Raw genomic sequence first — 22,429 nt, 5'->3', positions numbered from 1 at the left:
GTCACCCTAATTTCAAAGCTGCAGAAAGAGGCTGGGTTTGGGAATTTGTTTTTGTTTCGTTCACATTTTGCTGGCACATCTGCAGCTCCAAAGATAGGTTGACGCATGCAGAATACGATTCGAATCATCGGCATCGATCCCGGCCTGCGCCGCACCGGCTGGGGCATTATCGACACGTTGGGCAATTCCCTGCGTTTCGTTGCCTCGGGGACGGTGACGTCGGACGGCGAGATGGATCTCGCGTCGCGCCTCTGCCAGCTTCACGATGGGCTTGCCGATATCGTCCACAGCTACAAGCCGGATGAAGCCGCTGTCGAACAGACCTTCGTCAATAAGGATGCGGTGGCGACGCTGAAGCTCGGCCAGGCGCGCGGTATCGCCATGCTCGTGCCCGCGCGTGCCGGGCTGCAGGTTGCCGAATATGCGCCGAATGCCGTCAAGAAGGCAGTGATCGGCGTGGGTCATGGCGAGAAGCAGCAGATCCACATGATGCTGAAAATCCTGATGCCGAAGGTGGAGTTCAAAGGCAACGACGCCGCCGATGCACTCGCCATCGCCATCTGCCATGCCCACAATCGTGGCGCCAGCCGGATGCGTCAGGCGGCGCTGGCGGGGTAGTTTGTTTTCGTTATCGCTCCTACTTTCCTTCACTTGACCTTATCTCTCCCGAAACCCATCCCTGACGGACATCATTCATGATCGGCAAGTTGAAAGGCACAATCGAAGAGATCGGCGAGGACTACGCGCTCGTGGATGTGCATGGCGTCTGCTACGTCGCCTATTGTTCGGCACGCACGCTGTCGAAACTCGGCTCCGTCGGCGAGGCCTGTGTTCTCTTCATCGAGACCTATGTCCGCGAGGACCAGATCCGTCTTTTCGGGTTCACGACGGTGCTTGAACGGGAGTGGTTCAATCTTCTGCAGACGGTGCAGGGTATCGGCGCGAAGGTGGCGCTGGCACTGTTGTCGACGCTGACGCCGTCGGAGCTCGCCAATGCGATCGCGCTGCAGGACCGCGGCGCCGTATCCCGGGCGCCGGGTGTCGGGCCGAAAGTGGCGATGCGCATCGTCACCGAGCTGAAGAACAAGGCGCCGGCGTTTGCGGGCGAGGCGATCAATATCGGCCTAAAGCAGGAATTGGGCGATGGCGTCGCTTCCGCCCCGGTCGCCGATGCCGTTTCTGCGCTCACCAATCTCGGCTATTCCCGCGACCAGGCCGCAAATGCGGTTGCGGCTGCGATGAAATCGGCGGGTGAGGAAGCAGACAGCGCCAAGCTGATCCGGCTGGGATTGAAGGAACTTGCACGGTGATCCTTTGCACCTTTTTCTATTCCTTACTATTGTCTCAAGGTAAGGAGATCGACTCATGGCGCTCCTCCACGGAATGGTGATCTAAGGGAGGGAGCCATGGTGACCGCCATGGTCTTCAGCATCAAAGCCGCAAAACGCATACCGGGAATGGAACGTCTGACATGAGCGAAGCCGCACGCTTGATATCGCCGGAAAAGCGGGGCGAAGACCTGGATGTGACGCTTAGGCCGCAGTCGCTGGACGAGTTTACCGGCCAGGCAGAGGCGCGCGCCAATCTCAAGGTGTTCATCGAGGCCGCAAAGGGACGCGGCGAGGCGTTGGACCATGTGCTGTTCGTCGGCCCCCCGGGTCTCGGCAAGACGACGCTGGCGCAGATCATGGCGAAGGAACTCGGCGTCAATTTCCGCTCGACGTCCGGCCCTGTCATTGCCAAGGCCGGCGATCTTGCCGCGCTTCTGACCAATCTCGAAGAGCGGGACGTGCTCTTCATCGATGAAATCCATCGCCTCAATCCGGCCGTCGAAGAAATCCTCTATCCGGCCATGGAGGATTTTCAGCTTGACCTGATTATCGGCGAAGGCCCGGCGGCGCGTTCGGTGAAGATCGATCTTGCCAAGTTCACGCTGGTCGCCGCCACCACGCGTCTCGGCCTGCTGACGACGCCGCTGCGTGACCGTTTCGGCATTCCTGTTCGCCTGAGCTTCTATACGGTTGAGGAACTGGAGCTGATCGTGCGCCGCGGAGCGCGGCTGATGGGGCTCGGGATAACCGAAGAGGGCGCGCGCGAGATTGCCAGGCGCGCCCGCGGCACGCCGCGCATCGCTGGCCGCCTGCTGCGCAGGGTACGTGATTTCGCCGAAGTGGCAAAGGCCGAGGCGGTAACCCGCGAGATCGCCGATGAGGCATTGACCCGGCTGCTGGTCGATAATGTCGGTTTCGATCAGCTCGACAAGCGCTATCTCAATATGATCGCCGTCAATTTCGGCGGCGGCCCGGTCGGCATCGAAACCATCGCCGCGGGCCTCTCCGAACCGCGCGACGCGATCGAGGATATCATCGAGCCCTATATGATACAGCAGGGTTTCATTCAGCGTACGCCGCGCGGCCGCGTACTGACGGCGATCGCCTGGCGACATCTCGGGATGCAGCCGCCAAAGGACCTGGAGGCAGCACAGTTCAGGCTGTTCCAGGAGGAAGGCGAGTGATCGGCCGTCGCGGTTTCCTGAAGCTCTTCGGCAGCAGTATCGTCGGATTGATGGCGCTCGGTGGCTATGCCTTTGGATACGAGCCCGTCTTGCGCCTCAACGTGGCCCGCTACCAGTTGACGCCGCCTGGTTGGACGCCGGGGCTGAAACTGAGGGTCGTGGCACTGGCCGATTTTCATGCGTGCAGACCGTGGATGACGGCCGATCGCATCGCCTCCATTTGCACCCGTGCCAACGATCTCGGTGGCGATATCATCGTTCTGCTCGGCGATTACACGTCGGGGACGGATTTCGTAACCGGACGCGTCGATCATCGGGTATGGGCGGCGGAGCTCGCGGCCCTGAAGGCGCCGCTCGGCGTTCACGCGATCGTCGGCAATCATGATTGGTGGCACGATGCGGCGGCGCAGAAGCGCGGCTCAGGCCCGACCTTCAGTCATAAGGCATTGGCGGATGTCGGAATTCCGGTCTATTCCAATCGTTCGGCTCGTCTCGAAAAGGATGGACACGGCTTTTGGCTGGCAGGCGTCGAGGATCAGCTTGCTTTGCGCCGGAGCGTCCGCTGGAAGCGCCAGTTCACGACGGGACTCGATGATCTCGACGGCACGCTGGCGCAGGTGAATGACTCGGCGCCGGTTATCCTGCTCGCCCATGAGCCCGATATCTTTCCGACCGTGCCGTCGCGCGTGTCGCTGACCTTGTCCGGTCATACGCATGGCGGGCAGGTCAGGGTTTTCGGCTGGTCGCCCTATCTGCCGTCGCGCTATGGCGACCGGTATGTCTATGGCCATATTGTCGAAGAGGACCGCCATATCATCGTCTCCGGCGGCCTGGGCTGTTCGGTGGCGCCGGTTCGCGTCGGCGTCCCGCCGGAAATCGTTGTGATCGATCTGGGATAGGGCGATGTCGAAACGCAGGGCCATCAGGGTGAACGCCGGTCATGCGCGATACCAGATGCGCGTGGCGGGCCTTGGTTTTCGCGAGGGGCATGTGCTCGTCCACCGCGCTGTGCATGAGCCGTTCTGGACCTTTCCGGGCGGCAGGGCGGAAATCGGCGAGACGTCGCAGGAGACGTTGCGGCGAGAGATGATGGAGGAGCTGGGCGTCGACGTTGTGGTTGGCCGGCTGCTTTGGATGGTGGAGAACTTCTTTCACTACGAGCGCCGTGATTGGCATGAGCTGGGGCTCTACTATGTGATGGATATCCCCCGGGGTTTCCCGTTTCGGCCGGAGGAGATCGTTCATCGCATCCAAGACGGCGACAATCATCTCGAATTCAAATGGGTGCCGGCCACGCGCGAGGCGCTGGTTGCACTCGATATTCCGCCCTATTTCATTGCCGACGAAATCGAAAGTCTGCCGATAACCGCGCGCCATCTGGTTTGGCGGGACGGCGATCTCGACAAAGCGTAGAGGAGGGAGTGCAGCATGTCCGGTTTCGATCCGATCCGCGTGTTCCGCAAGCTCGCTTACAACAACGCCTTGGCGAATACTCGATTGCATCGGGCTTGTGCGGCGCTTCGCCCTGGTGAGTTCGAGGCCAGGCGGGTGAGCTTCTTTCCGTCGATCAAGTTGACCCTTAATCACATCCTGACCGTCGACTGGTTTTATGTCGATGCGCTGGAGGGCGGGACGCTTGGTCTTAAGGCTTTCGACATCGAAGAGCCATTCGACACGCTCGATGCATTGACGGTGGAGCAAGGCAAAGTCGACGCGCGGCTCGTGGTTCTGTGTGAACATCTGAATCCCGAGGGGCTGGTACGGGTGATCGATCTGCATCGCGGCGACCGCATCCAGAGGGAGCGTGCGGAGGATGTGCTGAACCATCTTTTCCAGCACCAGACCCATCATCGCGGGCAGGTGCATGCCATGCTCGCCGGCAGCAGCGTCGCCCCGCCGCAACTGGATGAATTCATCGTTGCCGACGATGCGAGATTTCGGGGTGAGGACTTGGCAGCGCTTAGCTGGGACGAGACGATTCTGATGCGCTGAAACCCGCATGGCGCGGCGGCATCGTCAATTTCGCAATAGTTTCTTCCAGCAAGGCCGTGCCGCCGCCGCGCCAGCCGAGCGCGCGGATTTTCGACGTATCCATAGCGCTGACGACGCCTTGTAACGCGGGTGCGGGCAGGGGGTTCGGACAGCCGGTTGCCCGCTGCAAGTGCGCAAGGATATTGTGCGTATCGGTGAGAATATCCGAGAGGTTGAAAGCCTCGCCATTGATGCGGCTGGTCTCTGTTTCCAAGAGCAGGCGGACGGCGCGGCCGAGGTCGCGACCGTGGACTTCGGTTCCGGCGCGGGAAGGAACGGTCTTTCCCGCAAGGTAGTCCGTGAAAAGATCATCCCATTTGTTCGGGCGGAGATCGCCGTAGACCCCTGTCGCCCTTAGGCTCGCCGTCAGGAAGCTGGGCGCGGACAAGGAGAAGAGGGCGTGTTCGGCATCGCGCTTCACTTCGCCATAGAGCGTGTTCGGCGTCGGGATGGTGTCTTCCGTCAGCGTCTCGCCGGCCAGCCGATCACCATAGATGGCGCGCGACGAGAGAAAGATGCAGCGGCGGATGTCCGCGCGTTTTGCCGTCTCGAATAGCCTTATCGTGCCATCCCGATTGAACCGGCGGAAGCTCTCGGGATCATCGCCTTCGCCGCCGCGATATTTGCCGGGGACATGCGCGAAGGCCGCGTGCACGAAGAAATAGGCATCGTCGAAGACGTCGCTCTGATCTTCCGAAGGATCGAGGCTAAATGGCACGAAGGTGACGGGCTGAGAGAAGAGGCTGGATTCCGGTGCGTTGCGGCCGCCGACGGCAACCTGATATCCAGCAGCAAGCAGCTCCTCGACGATATAGCGGCCGACGAGACCTGTCCCGCCCGAGACCAGAACTTTCATGCCGCCTCTTTCGGATTGGCGAATGCGGTGATGTCTGGCACGTCACGCCCGGCATGGAAATGGTGCCACAAATCGATCAGCGGTTTCAGTTGATCGGCCTTCGGGTGGTTCTTCTCCCAAGGCTTTTCATATTGGTAATGCAGGATCGAAATGCTGTTCCAGTCCCAAAGCGTGGGCATGGTGAACCATACATATTGCAGCATATTCATGAAGACCGGCAGGCCGTGCCAATCCGGGAAGAATGTCTCGAGAAAGGTTTGGTCGGTGCGCCGCCAGAAAATGCCGGGACGATCGAGCAGCTTCAGCATGTCCTTGAAGGTCGCGAGCGACGGCTTGGCGACGAAGACGCCGGAATTCATTCGATGAAAGTCCGCAAGGCTTTCATACACGTTGGGTGCGGCGGAAAATTCCGGATAGTCGAACAGCCTGTCGACATTCTTCAGCACCAATGCATCCGCATCGATGAAGACACAGGTGTCATAGTCGATGAGCTGCCAGAGCCTGAGCTTGCAGAAATTATCGAGCGGCGAGTGGAAGGAAGGCTTACGACCCTTGGTGAAGGGAGCGTTGGCATGCAGATTGCCGCGCGCGTGGCGCTCGTTGAATTCGTCGGAGAGCGCCAGATGTTCCACCTCCACCAGCCGGCAGCCGAGCCCTTCCAGCGGCGCAAGATCCCTTTCGTCGACGCCTGCCGTGTGTAGAACCACCATATCGGCTCTGGTGCTGGTGCGCGAAATCGAATGCATCAATGCCAACGCGCCCATGGCGTAGTCGGCATTGGTGACGAGCGTGACGAAGGCTTGCCGCGCTTGCGGGGTGGAGCGCGGCCGTATCCCCTGCAGGATTTCGCTTCCGAACATCATGAGACCGACTTCAATCGCTTGCCTTCGGGATCGTGGTTGACCGTCGCCGCGAGATCCTTGGTCCAGGCGGAAACGGCCGGAACGCGCGAGCGATCGACGCGATAGGCATATTTCCTGGCGACATCGACGATTTCGCTCAAAAGACCCGCTTGCAGGGTGATCGGCGCCAGGCCGAGATCGAGGAACTTGTCGTTCTTGACGATCAGGTCGTTCTCCGGCGCTTCCTTCCGTGGGTTGGGCAGCCGGACGATTTCCGCACCGCTCAACTTGGCGATCATCTCGGCGAGATCGCGGACCCGATGCGTCTCCGTCATTTGATTGAAGATCTCGACACGCGCATTGCGCGGCGGCGGGTTCTTCAGCGCCAGCTCGATGCAGCGCACCGAATCCTGGATGTGGATGAAGGCGCGGGTCTGGCCGCCGGTGCCGTGCACGGTCAAGGGATAGCCGATCGCCGCCTGGATGAGGAAGCGGTTCAGCACCGTGCCGTAATCGCCGTCATAGTCGAATCGATTGATCAATTGTTCGTGACGGCGCGTCTGCTCCGTATGCGTGCCCCAGACGATGCCCTGATGCAGGTCGGTAATCCTGAGACCGTCGTTTTTGGCGTAGAACTGGAAGAGGAGTTGATCCAGGCATTTGGTCATATGGTAGATCGAGCCCGGATTGGCCGGATAGAGAATATCTTGATTGACGGTCCGGCCATCGACGGTCTCGATGCCCACGGGCAGGTAGCCTTCCGGAATGGCGGCGCCGACCGTGGAATAGCCATAGACACCCATGGTGCCGAGATGGACGAGATGGGCGTCAAGGTTGAGTTCGACCAGCGCATTCAGGAGATTATGCGTGGCGCTGACATTGTTGTTGACCGTGTAATTCTTGTGGCGGTCGCTCTTCATCGAATAGGGCGCGGCGCGCTGTTCGGCAAAGTGCACGATGGCGTCGGGGCGATGCTCGGCGAGCCACTTTTTCAGAAGCTCATAGTCTTTTGCGAGATCGATGAGGTGGAAGTGGATGCGGCGGCCGGTCTCCGCATGCCAGATGCGGGTGCGTTCCTGGATCGAATCCATCGGCGTCAGCGATTGCACACCGAGCTCCGTGTCGATCCAGCGGCGGGAGAGATTGTCGAGAATATGGATCTCATGACCGGCATCGGAGAGATGCAGCGAGGTTGGCCAACCAATGAAACCGTCGCCGCCCATAACCGCTATTTTCATGAGATCGTATCCTTCTGCGTCGATCGCTATCCGGCACCATTCCGGATAGTCAGTATTTATGACAATCGTTCAAAGCTTGCTTGATGGCAGAAGTTCGGCCAAAGAGGGTCCCCAGATTTTTTGGAGATGCGGCGACGATGAACAGCCCCTTTCTGATTGCCGGGGAACTGGAAGCCGGTAGCCACCGGCTGGTGCAGCGAGTCTATTATGAGGATACGGATTTTTCCGGCCTCGTCTATCATGCGCGCTACCTCCACTTCCTCGAACGCGGCCGCACGGACTATCTGCGCTGCCTCGGCGTGGAACAGCGCGAGCTCCTGAATGCCGACGAGGAGGGGCTGGTTTTCGTCGTTCACCGTATGGAGATCGACTTCAGGGGGCCGGCGCGAATGGACGACCTGTTGGTGATTCGCACGACGACCGAGAAGGCCGGTGGCGCCAAGATGGTGCTGTCCCAGGAAATCCGCCGCGGTGAGACGCTGCTGATCGCGGCCAAGGTCATTATCGCCGTGATCAACGCCAAGGGAAAACCGCGGCGGTTACCGGAAAAGCTGGCTGCGCAGATGCTGGTGGCGTCCGAGGCTGTGGTTTAGTGCCACAAGGGAGGCTGCTTAGAGCCAGCAGGCAGCCGTGTGTGGCGATGTCGGAGGCCTCGAAAAGTCTCCTTGCTAAAACTTGAGTTTTGTGTGAAGGAATTTCCGCGCGCAAGAACTGTTTTGTGCCTGCCGCCGGTTTCGTCCGGTCCGTTCTTTCCAGGAGACAGAATAACCTTCGTCACCGTCAAATCTTTCATGCTCCGACGCTAACATTCTTTTAACCATAATAGTGTCTTACTGCCGTTGTCGGAGTTTGTGCGGCGCACGCCTTCCTTTGACCAAATTTGACGGCAAGAAGGCAGTTGTAAGCTTGGAAGGCTTTGACCAGGGCGTTCAGCGGCGGCTGCCAAACATTTCTTGTGAGATCACTTTTAGCCGCCCGGTCTAGCGCCGGGCGTTTGGATTCGGGGATTTTGGATCAATGGAACAAGTAGCATTGGCAGCGGCCACCACACCGGACATCACCCTCTGGTCGCTTTTCATGCAGGCAGGCTTGGTGGTCAAGCTTGTCATGCTCGGACTGCTCGCGGCCTCCGTATGGACCTGGGCGATCGTCATCGACAAGTATCTGAGCTACGCCCGGGCACGCCGGCAGTTCGATCATTTCGAGCAGGTCTTCTGGTCGGGCCAGTCGCTCGAGGAACTCTATCGCACGCTTTCGGAGCGTACCAATACGGGACTGGGCGCCATCTTCGTCGCCGCCATGCGCGAATGGAAGAAGTCGTTCGAGCGCGGCGCACGTTCGCCGATCGGCCTGCAGATGCGTATCGATCGCGCCATGGACGTGACGTTGGCGCGTGAATCGGAACATCTGGTCGCCCGCCTCGGATCGCTTGCGACCATCGGTTCGGCCGGCCCGTTCATCGGTCTCTTCGGCACCGTCGTCGGTATCATGACCTCGTTCCAGGCGATCGCCGGTTCGAAGTCGACCAATCTCGCGGTCGTCGCCCCCGGCATCGCAGAAGCCTTGCTCGCGACCGCGATCGGCCTCGTCGCCGCTATTCCCGCGGTTATCGCCTACAACAAGTTCTCAGCCGACGCCGGCAAGCTCTCGGCGCGCATGGAAGGCTTCGCGGACGAATTCTCCGCCATCTTGTCGCGCCAGATCGATGAGAAGCTGCAGCCGCGCCAGGCTGCGCAGTAAATCGCAGACGGAACCGGAGTAAATCACATGGCAATGTCTGTTGGAGGCAAGGGTGGCGGCGGTGGCCGCCGGGGCGGGCGTCGCGGCGGTGGCCGGGGCGGTCCGATCGCCGATATCAACGTGACGCCGCTGGTCGACGTCATGCTCGTGCTGCTGATCATCTTCATGGTGGCCGCGCCGATGATGACATCCGGCGTGCCGATCGACCTGCCGCAAACGCAGGCCGGCGCATTGAACGCCCAAACCCAGCCGATCACCATTTCCATCAAGCAGGACGGCCAGGTCTTCCTGCAGGAAACGCAGATCGAAGCGGCCGACATTGCCGCCAAGCTGAAGGCGATCGCCACCACCGGCTACAACGAACGCATTTTCGTACGCGGCGACGGAAAAGCGCCCTATGGCGTCATCGCCGACGTCATGTCGCGCATCCAGGAGGCCGGCTACAAGAATATCGGCCTGGTTACGCAGCAGATAACGGACCATTGACGGATCGACATGAAGCGCAGCATCGCCACATCTGCCGTCATTCACATCTTGGTGCTGATCGGCGCCATGCTGACGCTGAGTGCGCCTGCGCCTCTGGAGACGCCGGAGAGCACGGCGATGGACGTCGATATCGTCCCCGCCGATCAACTTCAGCAGGGTGAGAAGCATGCGCCGGTGACGGATCATGCGGCGCCGAAGCAGACCAAGAAGCAGACCCAGGTCGCGAACGCGCAGAATGCCGGCGAAAACGATATCGACCTGAAGAACCCGGCCGTGCCGACGCAGCGTCCGCAAGATGAGAACGCCGCCCTCGCGCCGAAGAAGACCGACGTTCCGGTGCCGCAGAACGATCCGCGGCCGAACGATGTCAAGACGATCGAGCAGCAGGATACGGAAGCCGCGCCGAAGGAAGTGGCTGCTGTTCCGCAGCAGAAGCCGGATGTGACCCCCACACCGACACCGACGCCCACCCCCACGCCACAGAAGACGGAGCCGACGCCGCAGAAGAGCGAGGTCACGCCTGCGCCAACACCCACGCCGACCCCGACTCCGACTCCGCAAAAGGCTGATCCGAAGCCGGTGACCGAAAACCCGACCGAGCAGGCTGCGCAGCCGCCGGCGGACAAGGTTCCTGTTCCGGACGTGAAGCCGCAGCCAGTCCAGCCGCCGAAGACTGCCGAGGCGAAGCCTGATCCGAAACCCGAGCAAAAGCTTGTGGTGAAGCCACAACAGGTGGCGGAAGCCAAACCAACAGCCAAGCCAACGGACAAGACGACCACTCAAAGCACGAGCAAGAACACCTCGACCGATAACGGGCAGGGCGACAGCGACAAGAAGCGCGAGACGGCAAAAGGCTCGAATGCCGGTCTGGATAATGGCCTCGCCGATGAGATCAACAAGGTGCTCAATAACACCTCGTCCGGCGGCGGTGCCAAGCGTTCGGCGAAGTCGACTTCCGCCGGTGCACAGACCAATGTCGCTTCGACTGGCGGTATGAAGTCGCTGAGTAGCGGTAAGCTCAGCCAGAGCCAGCAGGACGGCCTGCGCGACCTCATCGCCAAGAACTGGAACATCATTCCTGGCCTGGAAGGGGCGGGCGATGTGAAGATCAAAGTGCATTTCAAGCTCGACAAGTCCGGCCAGATCGTCGGTGAACCGGAAGTCTCAGCGAGCGGCGGACCGGCGTCGACACAGGCTGCCTTGCAGGGCGGCGCCGTTCGCGCGGTGCTGCGGTCGCAGGTGGATTTCATGAAGATCCTGCCGCCGGACAAATACGACGATTGGCAAGAAGTTGTCGTCAACTTCAGCGCAGCGGACCTGGGGCTGTGATGCGGGGACCGCAACGTTTGACGAACTACTGTCCCCGTTTCGGCCTGAGCTTGCTCGTGGTTCTTGGGATCATGCTGGCAGGTTCAATGTCAGTTCAGCCTGAGCGTGCGGCTGCGGATGGCATTTACGATAAAGTAGCGGAGAACTGGAGCCTCACACCGGGTCTCAGGCTCCATCGTGGTGGACAGATCGTGGGCGAGCCAGAAGTCACGATAAGGGGCGGCCCCAAAGAGACGCAGATTGCTATTGCGGCAAGCGCTGCGCGCGCTGTCGTGAGGGCGGCACCTTTCAAGAACCTGCCGCAAACTCAATCCGACAATGAAACTAGCTCGGTCGAAGTCATACAGAACTTCGAACCCGGCGACATGGCGCTTTAATGCTGAAAGGCTTGGCACATATGATCAGAAAATCCCTCGTTCGTCTCCTGCTGGTGCTGGCGGGCCTGACGGCAGCCCTCGCCACTCCGGCTTATGCTGTGGTCGAGATCAACATCAACAAGGGCAACGTCCAGCCGATGCCGATCGCCATCACCGACCTTCTGTCGAATGATGGCCTGGGCGCACAGATTTCGGGCGTCATTGCTGCCGACCTGCAGCGCTCCGGCCTGTTTGCTCCTGTCAACAAGCAGGCCTTCATCGAGAAGATCAGCAATCCGGATGCCACGCCGCGCTTTCAGGACTGGACGGCGATCAACGCTCAGGCGCTGGTAACCGGCCGAGTGACGCAAGAGGGCGGTCGCCTTCGCGCGGAGTTCCGCCTGTGGGACACCTACGGCAGCCAGCAGATGATCGGCCAGCAGTTCTATGCGCAGCCGGACAACTGGCGTCGCGTCGCCCACATCATTGCTGACGCGATCTATGAAAAGATCACCGGCGAGAAGGGCTATTTCGACACCCGTGTCGTCTTCGTTGCCGAGAGCGGCCCAAAGACGGCCCGCAAGACGCAGCTCGGCATCATGGACCAGGACGGCTTCAATGCCCGCATGCTGACTGATGGCAGCGACCTCGTGCTGACGCCGCGCTTCTCGCCGAACCGGCAGGAAGTCACTTACATGTCCTTCGCCAACCAGCAGCCGCGCGTCTATCTGCTGCAACTGCAGACGGGCCAGCGCGAGCTGGTGGGCAACTTTCCGGGCATGACCTTTTCGCCGCGCTTCTCGCCGGATGGCCAGCGGGTGATCATGAGCCTGCAGCAGGAAGGCAACGCCAATATCTATACGATGGACCTGCGCTCGCGCACCACGACCCGCCTGACCTCGACGGCCGCCATCGATACTTCGCCTTCGTATTCGCCCGATGGCACGCAGATTGCTTTCGAAAGCGACCGCGGCGGCAAGCAGCAGATCTATGTGATGAATGCGGATGGCTCCAACCAGCACCGCATCTCCTTCGGCGACGGCTCCTATTCGACACCGGTGTGGTCGCCGCGCGGCGATCTCATCGCCTTCACCAAGCAGTCTGGTCAGACATTCTCGATCGGCGTCATGAAGACGGATGGTTCGGGCGAGCGGCTGCTGACCACGGGCTTCCACAATGAAGGCCCGACCTGGGCGCCGAACGGACGCGTCATCATGTTCTTCCGCGAACCGCAGGGCTCCAGTGGCCCGCAGCTCTATTCGATCGATCTGACGGGCTACAACGAGCAGAAGATTCCGACCCCGGGCTTCGCTTCCGACCCGGCTTGGTCGCCGCTCCTCGAATAGGGGTGGGCCAGGCATGGTCGCAAACCGACGCTTCACGCAGTCAAAAGTGCGAAGCGATATCGAGTAAGATCATGCAAGAAAACAGCTTGAGCGGGCGGCGGCTCGAAAAGTCGCTGATCCGGTCGAGCGTCACTTTGTCGCCGCAAAGTCCTGTGAGTGGACCACTTCGGGACAACTTTAGGACATCATTAACCATATTTGTTGGAATCGGATTAACCGAACCCGGTTACAGTCTGGCAACCCTGATAGAGACTTAAGGAGAGACCGGCAATGAGCCGCATCGCAACCCCGGCCGTTGGCCATATGCAGAACCTCGCCCGCAACCCGATCATGATCGCGCTTTTCGTCGGCCTTTCGCTTGCCGGCTGCGCCTCCAAGAAGGGCTTGCCGAACGATGCAAACGGCCTTGGCCTTAATGGCGCCGGCAATGCCGCTCCGGGTTCGCCGCAGGATTTCACGGTCAACGTTGGCGATCGCATCTTCTTCGATACCGACAGCTCGTCGATTCGCGCCGACGCCTCCCAGACGCTCGACCGTCAGGCTCAGTGGCTCGCTCGTTATCCGAACTACGCAATCACCGTCGAAGGCCACGCCGACGAACGCGGCACGCGCGAATACAACCTGGCTCTCGGCGCCCGTCGTGCTGCCGCCACCAAGGACTACCTCGCTTCGCGCGGCGTTCCGGCTCAGCGCATGAAGACGATTTCCTACGGTAAGGAACGTCCGGTCGCGACCTGCGACGATATTTCCTGCTGGTCGCAGAACCGTCGTGCCGTCACCGTGCTCAACGGCGCCGGCTCCTGATAGGCCGAATTTGCGGCCGAAATGCACAAAGGCGGTCCGCGTGGCCGCCTTTACTTTTTTGACCACACTTTGGCCGAACTCCGTTGCTTTTTGAGATTAATTGTAAAAATCTCCTGTTCGCGCCCTGGGGTGCGAAGAATCAATGGGCAGGATGATCCGTATGAGAAAACTTGTCGTGGCGAGCTTACTTTGTCTCGCCGCCGTCGCCGGTAGTGAGCGTGACGCCTCTGCCTTGTCGCTTTTCGGACTTCACTTAGGTGGCCGCAGTGCACCGGAACAGGCCGTTCCGAACAATGCGGCTCCCCAGAGGCAGTTCGGGCAGGCACCCGTCATCAACGTTCAAAACAGCGATGCCGAAGTCCGTTTGCAGCAGCTTGAAGACCAGATGCGCCAATTGAACGGCCGCGTCGAAGAGATGAGCTATCAGTTGCTGCAGATGCAGGAGCAGATCCGCAAGACGCAAGAGGACAATGAATTCCGCTTCCAGCAGCTTGAAAAGCGTGGCGGTGGGGGCACTGGCGGTGCGGCTGGGACTGGCGGCGGCGCGGCCCCGATGAAGAAGAGCGAAGCGGATGCCCCGGCGCAGGGCGCAGGCGGCGGTCAGCAACAGGACGACATCGCCGGTGTAATCAGCGATTCGCAAGGTGGCGACGCGCCGAATACGGCGCAACAGGGCGGCGGTTCTGGCAAGCCGCCGACGCAGCTCGGCTCGATCCAGTTCGATCAGAGCGGCAAGCAGGTCGGCGCAACGGCGACGCGCGCCAACAACGGTTCGGGTGCTGCGCCGGCCGCCGGCTCAGGCACGCAGACGGCCTCGCTCGGCAGCGAAAACGATCAGTATAAATCGGCCTATGGCCACGTCCTGTCCGGCGACTACAGTGTCGCCGAACAGGAGTTCCGCCAGTATATCGACAGCTACCCGAATAGCGCCCGGGCGCCCGATGCCAACTTCTGGCTTGGCGAAGCGCTTTATTCGCAAGGCAAATATAATGATGCGGCCAAGACTTTCCTGAATGCGCATCAGAAATACGGCACCTCCGAAAAGGCACCGGAAATGCTCTTGAAGCTTGGCATGTCGCTCGCTGCCCTCGATAACAAGGATACGGCCTGCGCAACGCTGCGCGAAGTAACCAAGCGCTATCCGAAGGCTTCGAAGGCCGTTACCAACAAGGTAGCCAGCGAACAAAAGCGTCTTGCCTGCTGATTGCGATGTCCGGTGACGCTGTGACTGTTGCTGCCACGGCCCAGATGCCAGACGCTGCAGCGGCCGATTTTATTTATTCCCTTTTCAAGCCTGCCCATATTCTGGTCGCCATTTCCGGCGGCAGCGATTCCACCGGTCTGCTGGTTGCCATTTCTGAGCAGTTGAGGGCCTTCCCGGATTCAAACATCAGCCTTTCCGCCGCCACGGTCGATCATGGTTTGCGGTCGGAGTCTGCCGATGAAGCAAGCGATGTCGCCGCTCTCTGTGCATCGCTTGGCGTGCCCCACATCATTCGTCGCTGGGAGGGCGAGAAGCCGAAGAGCGGTGTCATGGCTGCAGCCCGCGAGGCGCGCTATGGGCTGCTTGCCGATATTGCGGCGGATATTTCTGCCAACGTGGTCGTTACCGCGCATACGCTCGATGACCAGCGCGAGACCTTGGCCATGCGCGCGGAACGTTTAAGCGAAGGTGAGGGCGTTGCCGGCACCGGCATTGCCGACGCCATGCTCTTCGATCGGCGCCTCTGGATCGTCAGGCCGTTTCTCGCCTGCCGGCGGGCCGATATCCGCGCCTATCTCACGCGGCGGGGCATGTCCTGGTTGGATGATCCGAGCAATGAGGATGTCCGCTATGAGCGCGTACGCATGCGCAAACGCCTGGCGCAGGATGCCGTGCCGCTCTCTGTGCTTGATGATGGCGCGGCTCGCGTGGCGCTCTCGAAGGAAGCCGCCGCCTGGCTGGATAGATATGTGACTGTTCATGCGAGCGTGCTTTGCGTCGTCAGCCGCGATGGGCTGGCGGTCGATGAGATCGTGCTCTCCTATGCGCTCTCCTATCTCGCCGCCGCATTCGGCGGTGAGCCCTATGGTCCGGGCCGCGAGCGGATGCGTCGTATCCTGGATTTCATCGGCGAGGACAAGCCGGGGCGGCGCACGGCGGGCGGCGTCGTCTTCGACCTGCGCCGGGACGGGCTTTATCTCATGCGCGAAAGCCGCGACATCCAGCCGCTTGTGCTTGCGCCGGGAGCCAATGGCATATGGGATGGCCGCTTTCAGATCGTCAATCACGATCCGGCCACTATCTGTATCGAAGCGGCGGGGGAGAGGGGCGCGGTGGAGTTTCCGGAGAGGCTGCCGAAGGGCGCTGTGCAGCGTGCTCGGGCCGTGTTGCCACGGGTGGCCGCCGGCGCTGGCGGGAGCGCCGTATCAGCCACGATTACACCCCATCTTGCGCCTTTCGACCGCTTTTTGACACGATTCGATCTCACATTTGCGGATCGGTTGGCGACTTGCTTTGGCCGTGAACCCTATACTCGGCCGCCACTTTGAGAGTTATTGACGGAAAAAACATGTGGCGATGCGGTTTGCCTTGGCAAGGGCTTGGCGCAACCCTATGTTAGGGATCAAGTAATGCCGCCGCTCAGCGGCGGAAGTTTCAGTGCTGGGGAGTTCGATGAACCCTAATTTTCGTAATTTCGCTCTGTGGGCAATCATAGCTTTGCTGCTGATTGCTCTGTTCAGTATGTTCCAGAACGCGCCGGCACAAACAGGCTCCAGGGAAATTCCGTATTCGCAGTTCCTTCGGGAAGTTGATTCAGGCCGCGTCCGTGACGTCACCGTCACTGGCAATCGCGTGGTCGGCAGCTATGTCGAAAACGGTACAACCTTCCAGACCTATGCCCCGGTCGTGGACGACAGCCTGCTTGATCGCCTGCAAAGCAAGAACGTCAACATTGTCGGCCGTCCGGAATCGGATGGCTCCTCGAGCTTCCTGAGCTATCTCGGCACGCTGTTGCCGATGCTCCTGATCCTCGGTGTCTGGCTGTTCTTCATGCGGCAGATGCAGGGTGGCTCGCGCGGTGCAATGGGCTTCGGCAAGTCCAAGGCAAAGCTTTTGACGGAGGCGCATGGTCGCGTCACCTTCGATGATGTCGCCGGTGTCGACGAAGCCAAGCAGGATCTGGAAGAAATCGTGGAATTCCTGCGCGATCCGCAGAAGTTCCAGCGTCTGGGTGGCCGTATTCCGCGCGGCGTTCTGCTTGTCGGCCCTCCCGGTACGGGTAAGACGCTTCTGGCGCGCGCCATTGCCGGCGAGGCCAATGTGCCGTTCTTCACCATTTCCGGTTCCGACTTCGTTGAAATGTTCGTCGGTGTCGGCGCAAGCCGCGTCCGCGACATGTTCGAACAGGCGAAGAAGAACGCGCCCTGCATCATCTTCATCGACGAAATCGACGCCGTCGGCCGCCATCGTGGCGCCGGTCTCGGAGGCGGTAACGACGAACGCGAGCAGACGCTGAACCAGTTGCTGGTCGAGATGGACGGTTTCGAAGCCAATGAGGGCATCATCCTCATCGCCGCCACCAACCGCCCTGACGTTCTCGATCCGGCGCTGCTGCGTCCCGGCCGCTTCGACCGCCAGGTCGTCGTGCCGAACCCGGACATTGTCGGCCGTGAACGCATCCTGAAGGTACACGCCCGCAACGTTCCGCTGGCTCCGAACGTCGATCTGAAGACGCTTGCCCGCGGTACGCCCGGCTTCTCCGGTGCCGACCTGATGAACCTCGTCAACGAAGCCGCCCTGATGGCCGCCCGCCGCAACAAGCGCCTGGTCACCATGCAGGAATTCGAAGACGCCAAGGACAAGATCATGATGGGCGCCGAGCGCCGTTCTTCCGCGATGACCGAGGCGGAAAAGAAGCTTACGGCCTATCACGAAGCCGGCCATGCGATTACGGCGCTCAATGTCGCCATCGCCGATCCGCTGCACAAGGCGACCATCATTCCGCGCGGTCGTGCGCTCGGCATGGTCATGCAGCTTCCCGAGGGCGACCGCTACTCGATGAGCTACAAGTGGATGGTGTCGCGCCTCTGCATCATGATGGGCGGCCGCGTTGCAGAAGAGCTGACCTTCGGCAAGGAGAATATCACCTCCGGCGCGTCCTCGGACATCGAGCAGGCGACCAAGCTTGCCCGCGCCATGGTCACGCAATGGGGCTTCTCCGATGAGCTCGGCCAGGTTGCCTATGGTGAAAACCAGCAGGAGGTTTTCCTCGGCCACTCCGTTTCGCAATCGAAGAATGTCTCCGAGGCGACCGCTCAGAAGATCGACAACGAAGTTCGTCGCCTGATCGACCAGGCTTACAAACAGGCTATGGACATCATCACTACCAAGCACGACGAGTTCGTGGCACTGGCCGAAGGCCTGCTCGAATACGAAACGCTGACTGGCGAAGAGATCAAGGCGCTCATTCGCGGCGAAAAGCCCGCCCGCGATCTCGGTGACGATACGCCTCCGAGTCGCGGCTCGGCGGTCCCGAAGACCGGTGCAAAGAAGGACGGCCCGCTTGGCACCAAGGGCGATGAGCCCGAGGGCGGTTTCGAACCGCAGCCACGCTGACGCACAGAGCCGATTGAACATGTAGACGAAGAGGCCAGTTCCTTTTTTAACGGGGAACTGGCCTTTTTCTTGATAGCCGGGGGTGATGAACGGAGACGGTTCGATACCGGTGATGACCCGAACGTCGAAATTCAAGCGGGAAAGCGGGTTGCTGCGTGTGACTCGAGGTGTCGACAGCGAACAGCGCATCGCCCTGTCTGCATTCATGTCGCGGAGGCATCGATACTGAGCGTGCGCCAGGTGTGTAACCCGTACCCTGGCGGTCTCATCACCGGTGTTGCCCTAATGACGATTGGATATCTTTATGCGTGAAGTATCCGTGATCCTCAGCTCAACGATTACCTGTCCAATCTGCGGCTTCAAAGCGTCAGAAACAATGCCAACTGACGCGTGCCAATATTTCTACGAGTGCAAAAGCTGCGGTGCCGTTCTTCGACCGAGGGCGGGCGATTGTTGCGTGTTCTGTTCGTCTGGAACAGTTCCTTGCCCGCCTGTTCAGGCTCAAGGCAAACAGGGCCGTTGCTGTTGATCGGTGTGACGTCGGGCTGTCAGTGCGGTTCAGTCGTCTGGCTTCCAACCGCTGCCGTCCCAACGGCCACCCGATTTACGCCGATAGACTAGGAGGCCGGTCTGTTTCAGTGGAGAACTGACCTTTTTTAGTGCTTATTAACAGTAACGCGTTGTAATACGTTTTCTTGGTAATTTAAGTGCCGAGGTTTGCAATCTATGGCATGAGCCTCAAGCATCGATGTTCGCGCCGCCCATGGAATTCCGGGGAGGAGAACGGGATGCCGCAGTCCCTCAAAGGGACGCTGCAATCACGGGAGTGCATATGAAACGTCGCTATTTCGGAACGGACGGAATCCGCGGACAATCCAATATCTATCCGATGACGCCGGATCTCGCCATGCGCGTGGGTATCGCCGCCGGCACGATTTTCCATCGGGGGAGTCATCGCCATCGAGTGGTCATCGGCAAGGATACGCGTCTCTCCGGCTACATGCTGGAAAACGCCATGGTGGCGGGTTTCACCGCAGCCGGTGTCGACGCCTTCGTTCTCGGTCCGATTCCGACGCCTGCCGTCGCCATGCTGACGCGGTCACTGCGCGCCGATATCGGTGTGATGATCTCTGCTTCGCACAATCCTTACGAAGACAACGGCATCAAGCTTTTCGGCCCCGATGGCTACAAGCTGTCCGACGATCTCGAAACGAAGATCGAGGATCTGCTGGAAAAGGACATGACGGCGCATCTCGCCAAGTCGGAAAACATCGGCCGTGCCAAGCGCGTCGACGGCGTGCATGACCGTTATATCGAACATGCCAAGCGCACGCTGCCGCGCGATGTGACACTGCAGGGCCTGCGCATTGCCATCGATTGCGCCAATGGCGCCGCCTACAAGGTAGCGCCCGCCGTACTGTGGGAACTCGGCGCCGATGTCGTTACCATCGGTAACGAGCCGAACGGCACCAATATCAATCTCAATTGCGGCTCCACCAGCCCGGTCGCGCTGCAGAAGAAGGTGGACGAAGTGCGTGCCGATATCGGCATCGCGCTCGATGGCGACGCCGATCGCGTCATCATCGTCGACGAAACCGGGACGATTGTTGACGGTGACCAACTGATGGCCGTCATCGCCGAGAGCTGGGCCGAGAGCCAGTTGCTGCGCGGCAATGGCATCGTCGCGACCGTCATGTCTAATCTCGGTCTGGAACGCTTCCTGGAAGACAAGGGCATGGCGCTTGCCCGCACCGCGGTCGGCGACCGTTATGTCGTCGAGCATATGCGCCAGCACAATTACAATGTCGGCGGCGAGCAGTCCGGCCATATCGTGCTCTCCGACTATGGCACGACCGGCGACGGCCTTGTGGCGGCGTTGCAGATCCTGGCTGCGGTCAAGCGCACCGGCAAGCCGGTCAGCGAAGTCTGCCGCCGCTTCGAACCGGTGCCGCAGCTTCTGCGCAATGTCCGCATTTCCGGCGGCAAGCCGCTGGAAGACATGCAGGTGCGCAAGGCGATCGCCGATGCCGAAAGTGAGCTTGCCCGCAACGGCCGCCTCGTTATCCGCCCCTCCGGCACTGAGCCGCTGATCCGCGTCATGGCGGAAGGCGACGACCGTGGTCAGATCGAGCGCATCGTCGGCGGTCTGATCGATGTGATCTCGAGCGTTCGCAACGCTGCCTGATTAAGCTGTGGGTTATTCAGATATCGGCAAGAAATCCGCGGCCGCCTGATGGGGCGGCCGTTGATATTGCTCGCGGCAAGAGGATCACCGGAACATTTCGCCGGGATAAGCACCCCAGAGCATGTTCTGCCTGACATAGCCGCTCGCGGAATGCTTCCGCACGGAGACGCTACACCAAGCGCCGGTACAGGAGCGTAGCGACAGCAAGACGCCGGGCTGCAGTTCAGCGATGAGTGTGGCCGTCGTTTCCGGGCTTCCGCGCAGCATCGCGTTTGTCTTCAGCCATGGCCCGACGACCGCCGTGCGCAGCCCCGAAAGAAGGGCGCTATGCATCCATCCGGTCGTGCCGATATCATCGCGCACCTGTCGCCAATGGCCGTATTCGTCGATGATCTCCAGCGGCAGGCCGGGTTTCATATAGATCCATTTGGTTGGATAAATCGTCGATGGCCCAGCGCGCATAAGCGCCTTGTATGCTTTCAGCGACACATAGCGAGGGATGGGTAATCCCGTCTCTCGTCCCTTGTTCCAGCTCGTCGCTGCGGCCGGCAGTGTGGGAACTGGGCCGGCGAGGGCGGCGGTCGCCAGAAAGCTAAATGCAAGGCACAGGCCGGCACCCAGATTGCGAAAGTAAGTCAACGACTTCCTCCATACTTGCGCCCCCGGCTGCGGTCATGGTAGCGGCCCGATTATTGCCAATTGGTTTAAAAGCTGGGAAACATCTTGATGCCCGGGGCAGCTACCTCACTTGGGTGGAGGCCAATCCGAAAGCAAGGTTATGCCAAGCCTTGGCGAAGCCTGCGGAGAGGCTCGATCTCCGCGGCCGTCGGCGGTCCGACAGCGACGATCAACGCCGTGATGCGCCGGGTCCGTATCATCCACGGATTGCGTTTCGCATCTCCATGGAGCAAGTCCTGGGCGAATAATTCTGAACCAGATATGCGATATAAGAATGGCCGGGTGCGCGCTCTCTGGCTTTTCCTGCGGCGCGAGGTGTCCTATTCCTGTAACGGGAAAAGCCAAGTCAATCAAAGACATTGCGGTTTCGTACGCCTAGTTTTACGAATCGCTAATGTACAGAGTCAAGTATATCCGCCGACTGAATAGAGTAAATATTCGTAGTTAATTGGGTTTTAACCCTTATCATTCATTATCCATATCATGTCTTTCGGTTGGCAGGCTTTTGCCGTGCCAATGGCAATAAATTTGGAGCCAAAGCCATGATGAAAACTTTGATTGGGGCCGCTGCTGCTCTCTTTGTCGGCACATCCGCTTTTTCGGCCGATCTCTATACGCCGGAACCGGCTCAGCCGGCGCCGGAAGTTGCCGTCAGCCAATCCAGCGGCTGGTATCTGCGCGGCGATGTCGGTTATGCCTTCACCGATCTGCGCGGCGCCAATTATTTCCAGGGCTCCAATTCCAGCCTTGTCGATTTCGACAGCGCAAAGCTTGATGACAATTTCACGCTGGGTGGCGGTGTCGGTTACCAGATCAACAACTACCTGCGCACGGACGTGACGCTGGATTATCTCTTCAAGTCGGATTTCAAGGGCTCGACAAGTGGCGATTGCGGAGCCTGCGGCCCTGGTTTCACCGCCGTGCCCGCGACCTCCCGAGATGTGGCGTCGCTGACGGCCTATAGCTTGCTTGCCAACGCCTATGTCGATATCGGCACCTACGGCATCTTCACCCCCTATGTGGGCGGTGGTCTCGGCGGCACTTACGTTAAATGGAGCAACCTGAAGAATACCTCCTGCTCCAACGCCGATTCGAGCTCCTGCGACGAAACCGTTACCCACAATGGTCGCGGTAGCTGGCGCTTCACCTATGCGCTGATGGCCGGTACTTCGATCGATCTCTCGTGCAATCTCAAGGCCGATGTCGGCTATCGTTACCGCCACATCGAAGGCGGCGATATGTTCGGCTATGCGGAAAACGGCGGTCCGGGCTACGACAAGGGCCTCAACCTGCATGAAGCCCGCCTCGGTGCCCGCTATACGTTTGGCGGCTGCCAGACAGCCAGCTACATGCCGCCGGCTGATATCCCTGTCCAGTCGCAGCCGGTCTACAAGTAAGCCTTTCTACGGCCAAGCCTTTGAAA

General features: G+C 60.2%; 23 protein-coding genes. 19 read left to right on the top strand and 4 right to left on the bottom strand.

Annotated elements, in window-relative coordinates; translation table 11 throughout:
- The first annotated feature begins 105 nt into the window (after nucleotides 1-105).
- The 6 genes from ruvC (at nucleotide 106) to ACXHXG_RS11480 (ending at nucleotide 4,507) form a co-directional block, all read left to right on the top strand.
- Nucleotides 106-618, top strand: coding sequence for a crossover junction endodeoxyribonuclease RuvC (ruvC, locus tag ACXHXG_RS11505; RefSeq protein WP_028754576.1), 513 nt, complete (start codon nucleotides 106-108; stop codon nucleotides 616-618).
- A 77-nt stretch (nucleotides 619-695) separates the two neighbouring features.
- Nucleotides 696-1,310 carry a Holliday junction branch migration protein RuvA gene (gene ruvA / locus ACXHXG_RS11500; RefSeq protein ID WP_104824156.1) on the top strand — a complete coding sequence of 205 codons (615 nt, stop codon included), beginning with the start codon at nucleotides 696-698 and terminating at the stop codon, nucleotides 1,308-1,310.
- Nucleotides 1,311-1,471: 161 nt separating this feature from the next.
- Nucleotides 1,472-2,515, top strand: coding sequence for a Holliday junction branch migration DNA helicase RuvB (ruvB, locus tag ACXHXG_RS11495; protein ID WP_028754570.1), 1,044 nt, complete (start codon nucleotides 1,472-1,474; stop codon nucleotides 2,513-2,515).
- Nucleotides 2,512-3,414 carry a metallophosphoesterase gene (locus tag ACXHXG_RS11490; protein ID WP_104824155.1) on the top strand — a complete coding sequence of 301 codons (903 nt, stop codon included), beginning with the start codon at nucleotides 2,512-2,514 and terminating at the stop codon, nucleotides 3,412-3,414. The genes ruvB and ACXHXG_RS11490 overlap by 4 nt, the downstream gene beginning before the upstream one ends.
- Before the next feature lie 4 nt (nucleotides 3,415-3,418).
- The gene (locus ACXHXG_RS11485; protein WP_285167695.1) at nucleotides 3,419-3,928 is read left to right on the top strand and encodes an NUDIX hydrolase; all 510 of its coding nucleotides are present in this window, start codon (nucleotides 3,419-3,421) and stop codon (nucleotides 3,926-3,928) included.
- A gap of 15 nt (nucleotides 3,929-3,943) precedes the next feature.
- Nucleotides 3,944-4,507: a DinB family protein gene (locus ACXHXG_RS11480; RefSeq protein ID WP_285167696.1), complete on the top strand. Its 564-nt coding sequence runs from the start codon at nucleotides 3,944-3,946 to the stop codon at nucleotides 4,505-4,507.
- Here ACXHXG_RS11480 and ACXHXG_RS11475 read toward each other — a convergent pair.
- Genes ACXHXG_RS11475 through ACXHXG_RS11465 form a run of 3 tightly spaced genes read right to left on the bottom strand, consistent with a single transcriptional unit; the run spans nucleotide 4,476 to nucleotide 7,482 of the window.
- Nucleotides 4,476-5,402, bottom strand: coding sequence for an NAD-dependent epimerase/dehydratase family protein (locus tag ACXHXG_RS11475; RefSeq protein WP_457899341.1), 927 nt, complete (start codon nucleotides 5,400-5,402; stop codon nucleotides 4,476-4,478). The genes ACXHXG_RS11480 and ACXHXG_RS11475 overlap by 32 nt on opposite strands.
- Nucleotides 5,399-6,262: a glycosyltransferase gene (locus tag ACXHXG_RS11470; protein WP_457899513.1), complete on the bottom strand. Its 864-nt coding sequence runs from the start codon at nucleotides 6,260-6,262 to the stop codon at nucleotides 5,399-5,401. Before ACXHXG_RS11470 ends, ACXHXG_RS11475 begins: the two co-directional genes overlap by 4 nt.
- Nucleotides 6,262-7,482, bottom strand: coding sequence for an NAD-dependent epimerase/dehydratase family protein (locus ACXHXG_RS11465; RefSeq protein ID WP_104824150.1), 1,221 nt, complete (start codon nucleotides 7,480-7,482; stop codon nucleotides 6,262-6,264). Before ACXHXG_RS11465 ends, ACXHXG_RS11470 begins: the two co-directional genes overlap by 1 nt.
- 137 nt (nucleotides 7,483-7,619) lie before the next feature.
- On the opposite strand from ACXHXG_RS11465, the gene ybgC reads away from it, so the two are divergent.
- The 12 genes from ybgC to glmM all read left to right on the top strand — a co-directional run bounded on the left by ybgC (nucleotide 7,620) and on the right by glmM (nucleotide 20,328).
- Nucleotides 7,620-8,075 carry a tol-pal system-associated acyl-CoA thioesterase gene (gene ybgC / locus ACXHXG_RS11460; RefSeq protein ID WP_104824149.1) on the top strand — a complete coding sequence of 152 codons (456 nt, stop codon included), beginning with the start codon at nucleotides 7,620-7,622 and terminating at the stop codon, nucleotides 8,073-8,075.
- 424 nt (nucleotides 8,076-8,499) lie between these two features.
- A complete protein-coding gene (gene tolQ, locus ACXHXG_RS11455; RefSeq protein ID WP_104824148.1) occupies nucleotides 8,500-9,222 on the top strand; it encodes a protein TolQ in 723 nt (240 codons plus the stop codon).
- Between the two features lie 27 nt (nucleotides 9,223-9,249).
- Nucleotides 9,250-9,708: a protein TolR gene (gene tolR / locus ACXHXG_RS11450; protein ID WP_028754561.1), complete on the top strand. Its 459-nt coding sequence runs from the start codon at nucleotides 9,250-9,252 to the stop codon at nucleotides 9,706-9,708.
- Nucleotides 9,709-9,717: 9 nt separating this feature from the next.
- Nucleotides 9,718-11,037: a hypothetical protein gene (locus tag ACXHXG_RS11445; RefSeq protein ID WP_457899340.1), complete on the top strand. Its 1,320-nt coding sequence runs from the start codon at nucleotides 9,718-9,720 to the stop codon at nucleotides 11,035-11,037.
- Between the two features lie 86 nt (nucleotides 11,038-11,123).
- Complete coding sequence (locus ACXHXG_RS11440) at nucleotides 11,124-11,414, top strand: hypothetical protein (protein ID WP_457899339.1); 291 nt, start codon at nucleotides 11,124-11,126, stop codon at nucleotides 11,412-11,414.
- Between the two features lie 20 nt (nucleotides 11,415-11,434).
- Complete coding sequence (gene tolB, locus ACXHXG_RS11435) at nucleotides 11,435-12,739, top strand: Tol-Pal system beta propeller repeat protein TolB (RefSeq protein ID WP_457899338.1); 1,305 nt, start codon at nucleotides 11,435-11,437, stop codon at nucleotides 12,737-12,739.
- A gap of 270 nt (nucleotides 12,740-13,009) precedes the next feature.
- Nucleotides 13,010-13,543 (top strand): peptidoglycan-associated lipoprotein Pal, encoded by a 534-nt coding sequence (gene pal / locus ACXHXG_RS11430; RefSeq protein WP_104824144.1) that lies wholly within the window; start codon nucleotides 13,010-13,012, stop codon nucleotides 13,541-13,543.
- A 160-nt stretch (nucleotides 13,544-13,703) separates the two neighbouring features.
- On the top strand, nucleotides 13,704-14,747 hold the full coding sequence (gene ybgF, locus ACXHXG_RS11425; RefSeq protein ID WP_104824143.1) for a tol-pal system protein YbgF: 1,044 nt from the start codon (nucleotides 13,704-13,706) through the stop codon (nucleotides 14,745-14,747).
- A 5-nt stretch (nucleotides 14,748-14,752) separates the two neighbouring features.
- Nucleotides 14,753-16,075 (top strand): tRNA lysidine(34) synthetase TilS, encoded by a 1,323-nt coding sequence (gene tilS, locus ACXHXG_RS11420; protein WP_457899337.1) that lies wholly within the window; start codon nucleotides 14,753-14,755, stop codon nucleotides 16,073-16,075.
- Between the two features lie 124 nt (nucleotides 16,076-16,199).
- Entirely contained in the window at nucleotides 16,200-18,143 is a 1,944-nt protein-coding gene (ftsH, locus tag ACXHXG_RS11415) for an ATP-dependent zinc metalloprotease FtsH (protein ID WP_104824141.1), read from the top strand.
- A 319-nt stretch (nucleotides 18,144-18,462) separates the two neighbouring features.
- Nucleotides 18,463-18,672, top strand: a complete 210-nt coding sequence (locus tag ACXHXG_RS11410; protein WP_457899512.1) for a GDCCVxC domain-containing (seleno)protein — start codon at nucleotides 18,463-18,465, stop codon at nucleotides 18,670-18,672.
- A 303-nt stretch (nucleotides 18,673-18,975) separates the two neighbouring features.
- Nucleotides 18,976-20,328 (top strand): phosphoglucosamine mutase, encoded by a 1,353-nt coding sequence (gene glmM, locus ACXHXG_RS11405; RefSeq protein ID WP_104824139.1) that lies wholly within the window; start codon nucleotides 18,976-18,978, stop codon nucleotides 20,326-20,328.
- Nucleotides 20,329-20,412: 84 nt separating this feature from the next.
- Here glmM and ACXHXG_RS11400 read toward each other — a convergent pair whose 3' ends face one another.
- A complete protein-coding gene (locus ACXHXG_RS11400; protein WP_457899336.1) occupies nucleotides 20,413-20,967 on the bottom strand; it encodes an SH3 domain-containing protein in 555 nt (184 codons plus the stop codon).
- A gap of 581 nt (nucleotides 20,968-21,548) precedes the next feature.
- On the opposite strand from ACXHXG_RS11400, the gene ACXHXG_RS11395 reads away from it, so the two are divergent.
- Nucleotides 21,549-22,403: an outer membrane protein gene (locus ACXHXG_RS11395; protein WP_457899335.1), complete on the top strand. Its 855-nt coding sequence runs from the start codon at nucleotides 21,549-21,551 to the stop codon at nucleotides 22,401-22,403.
- The last annotated feature ends 26 nt before the right edge of the window (nucleotides 22,404-22,429 follow it).

It is taken from the genome of Rhizobium sp. LEGMi-198b (assembly GCF_054114205.1).
Note: the sequence above shows the minus strand (reverse complement) of the source record. Positions and strands in the feature narration are given on the sequence as shown.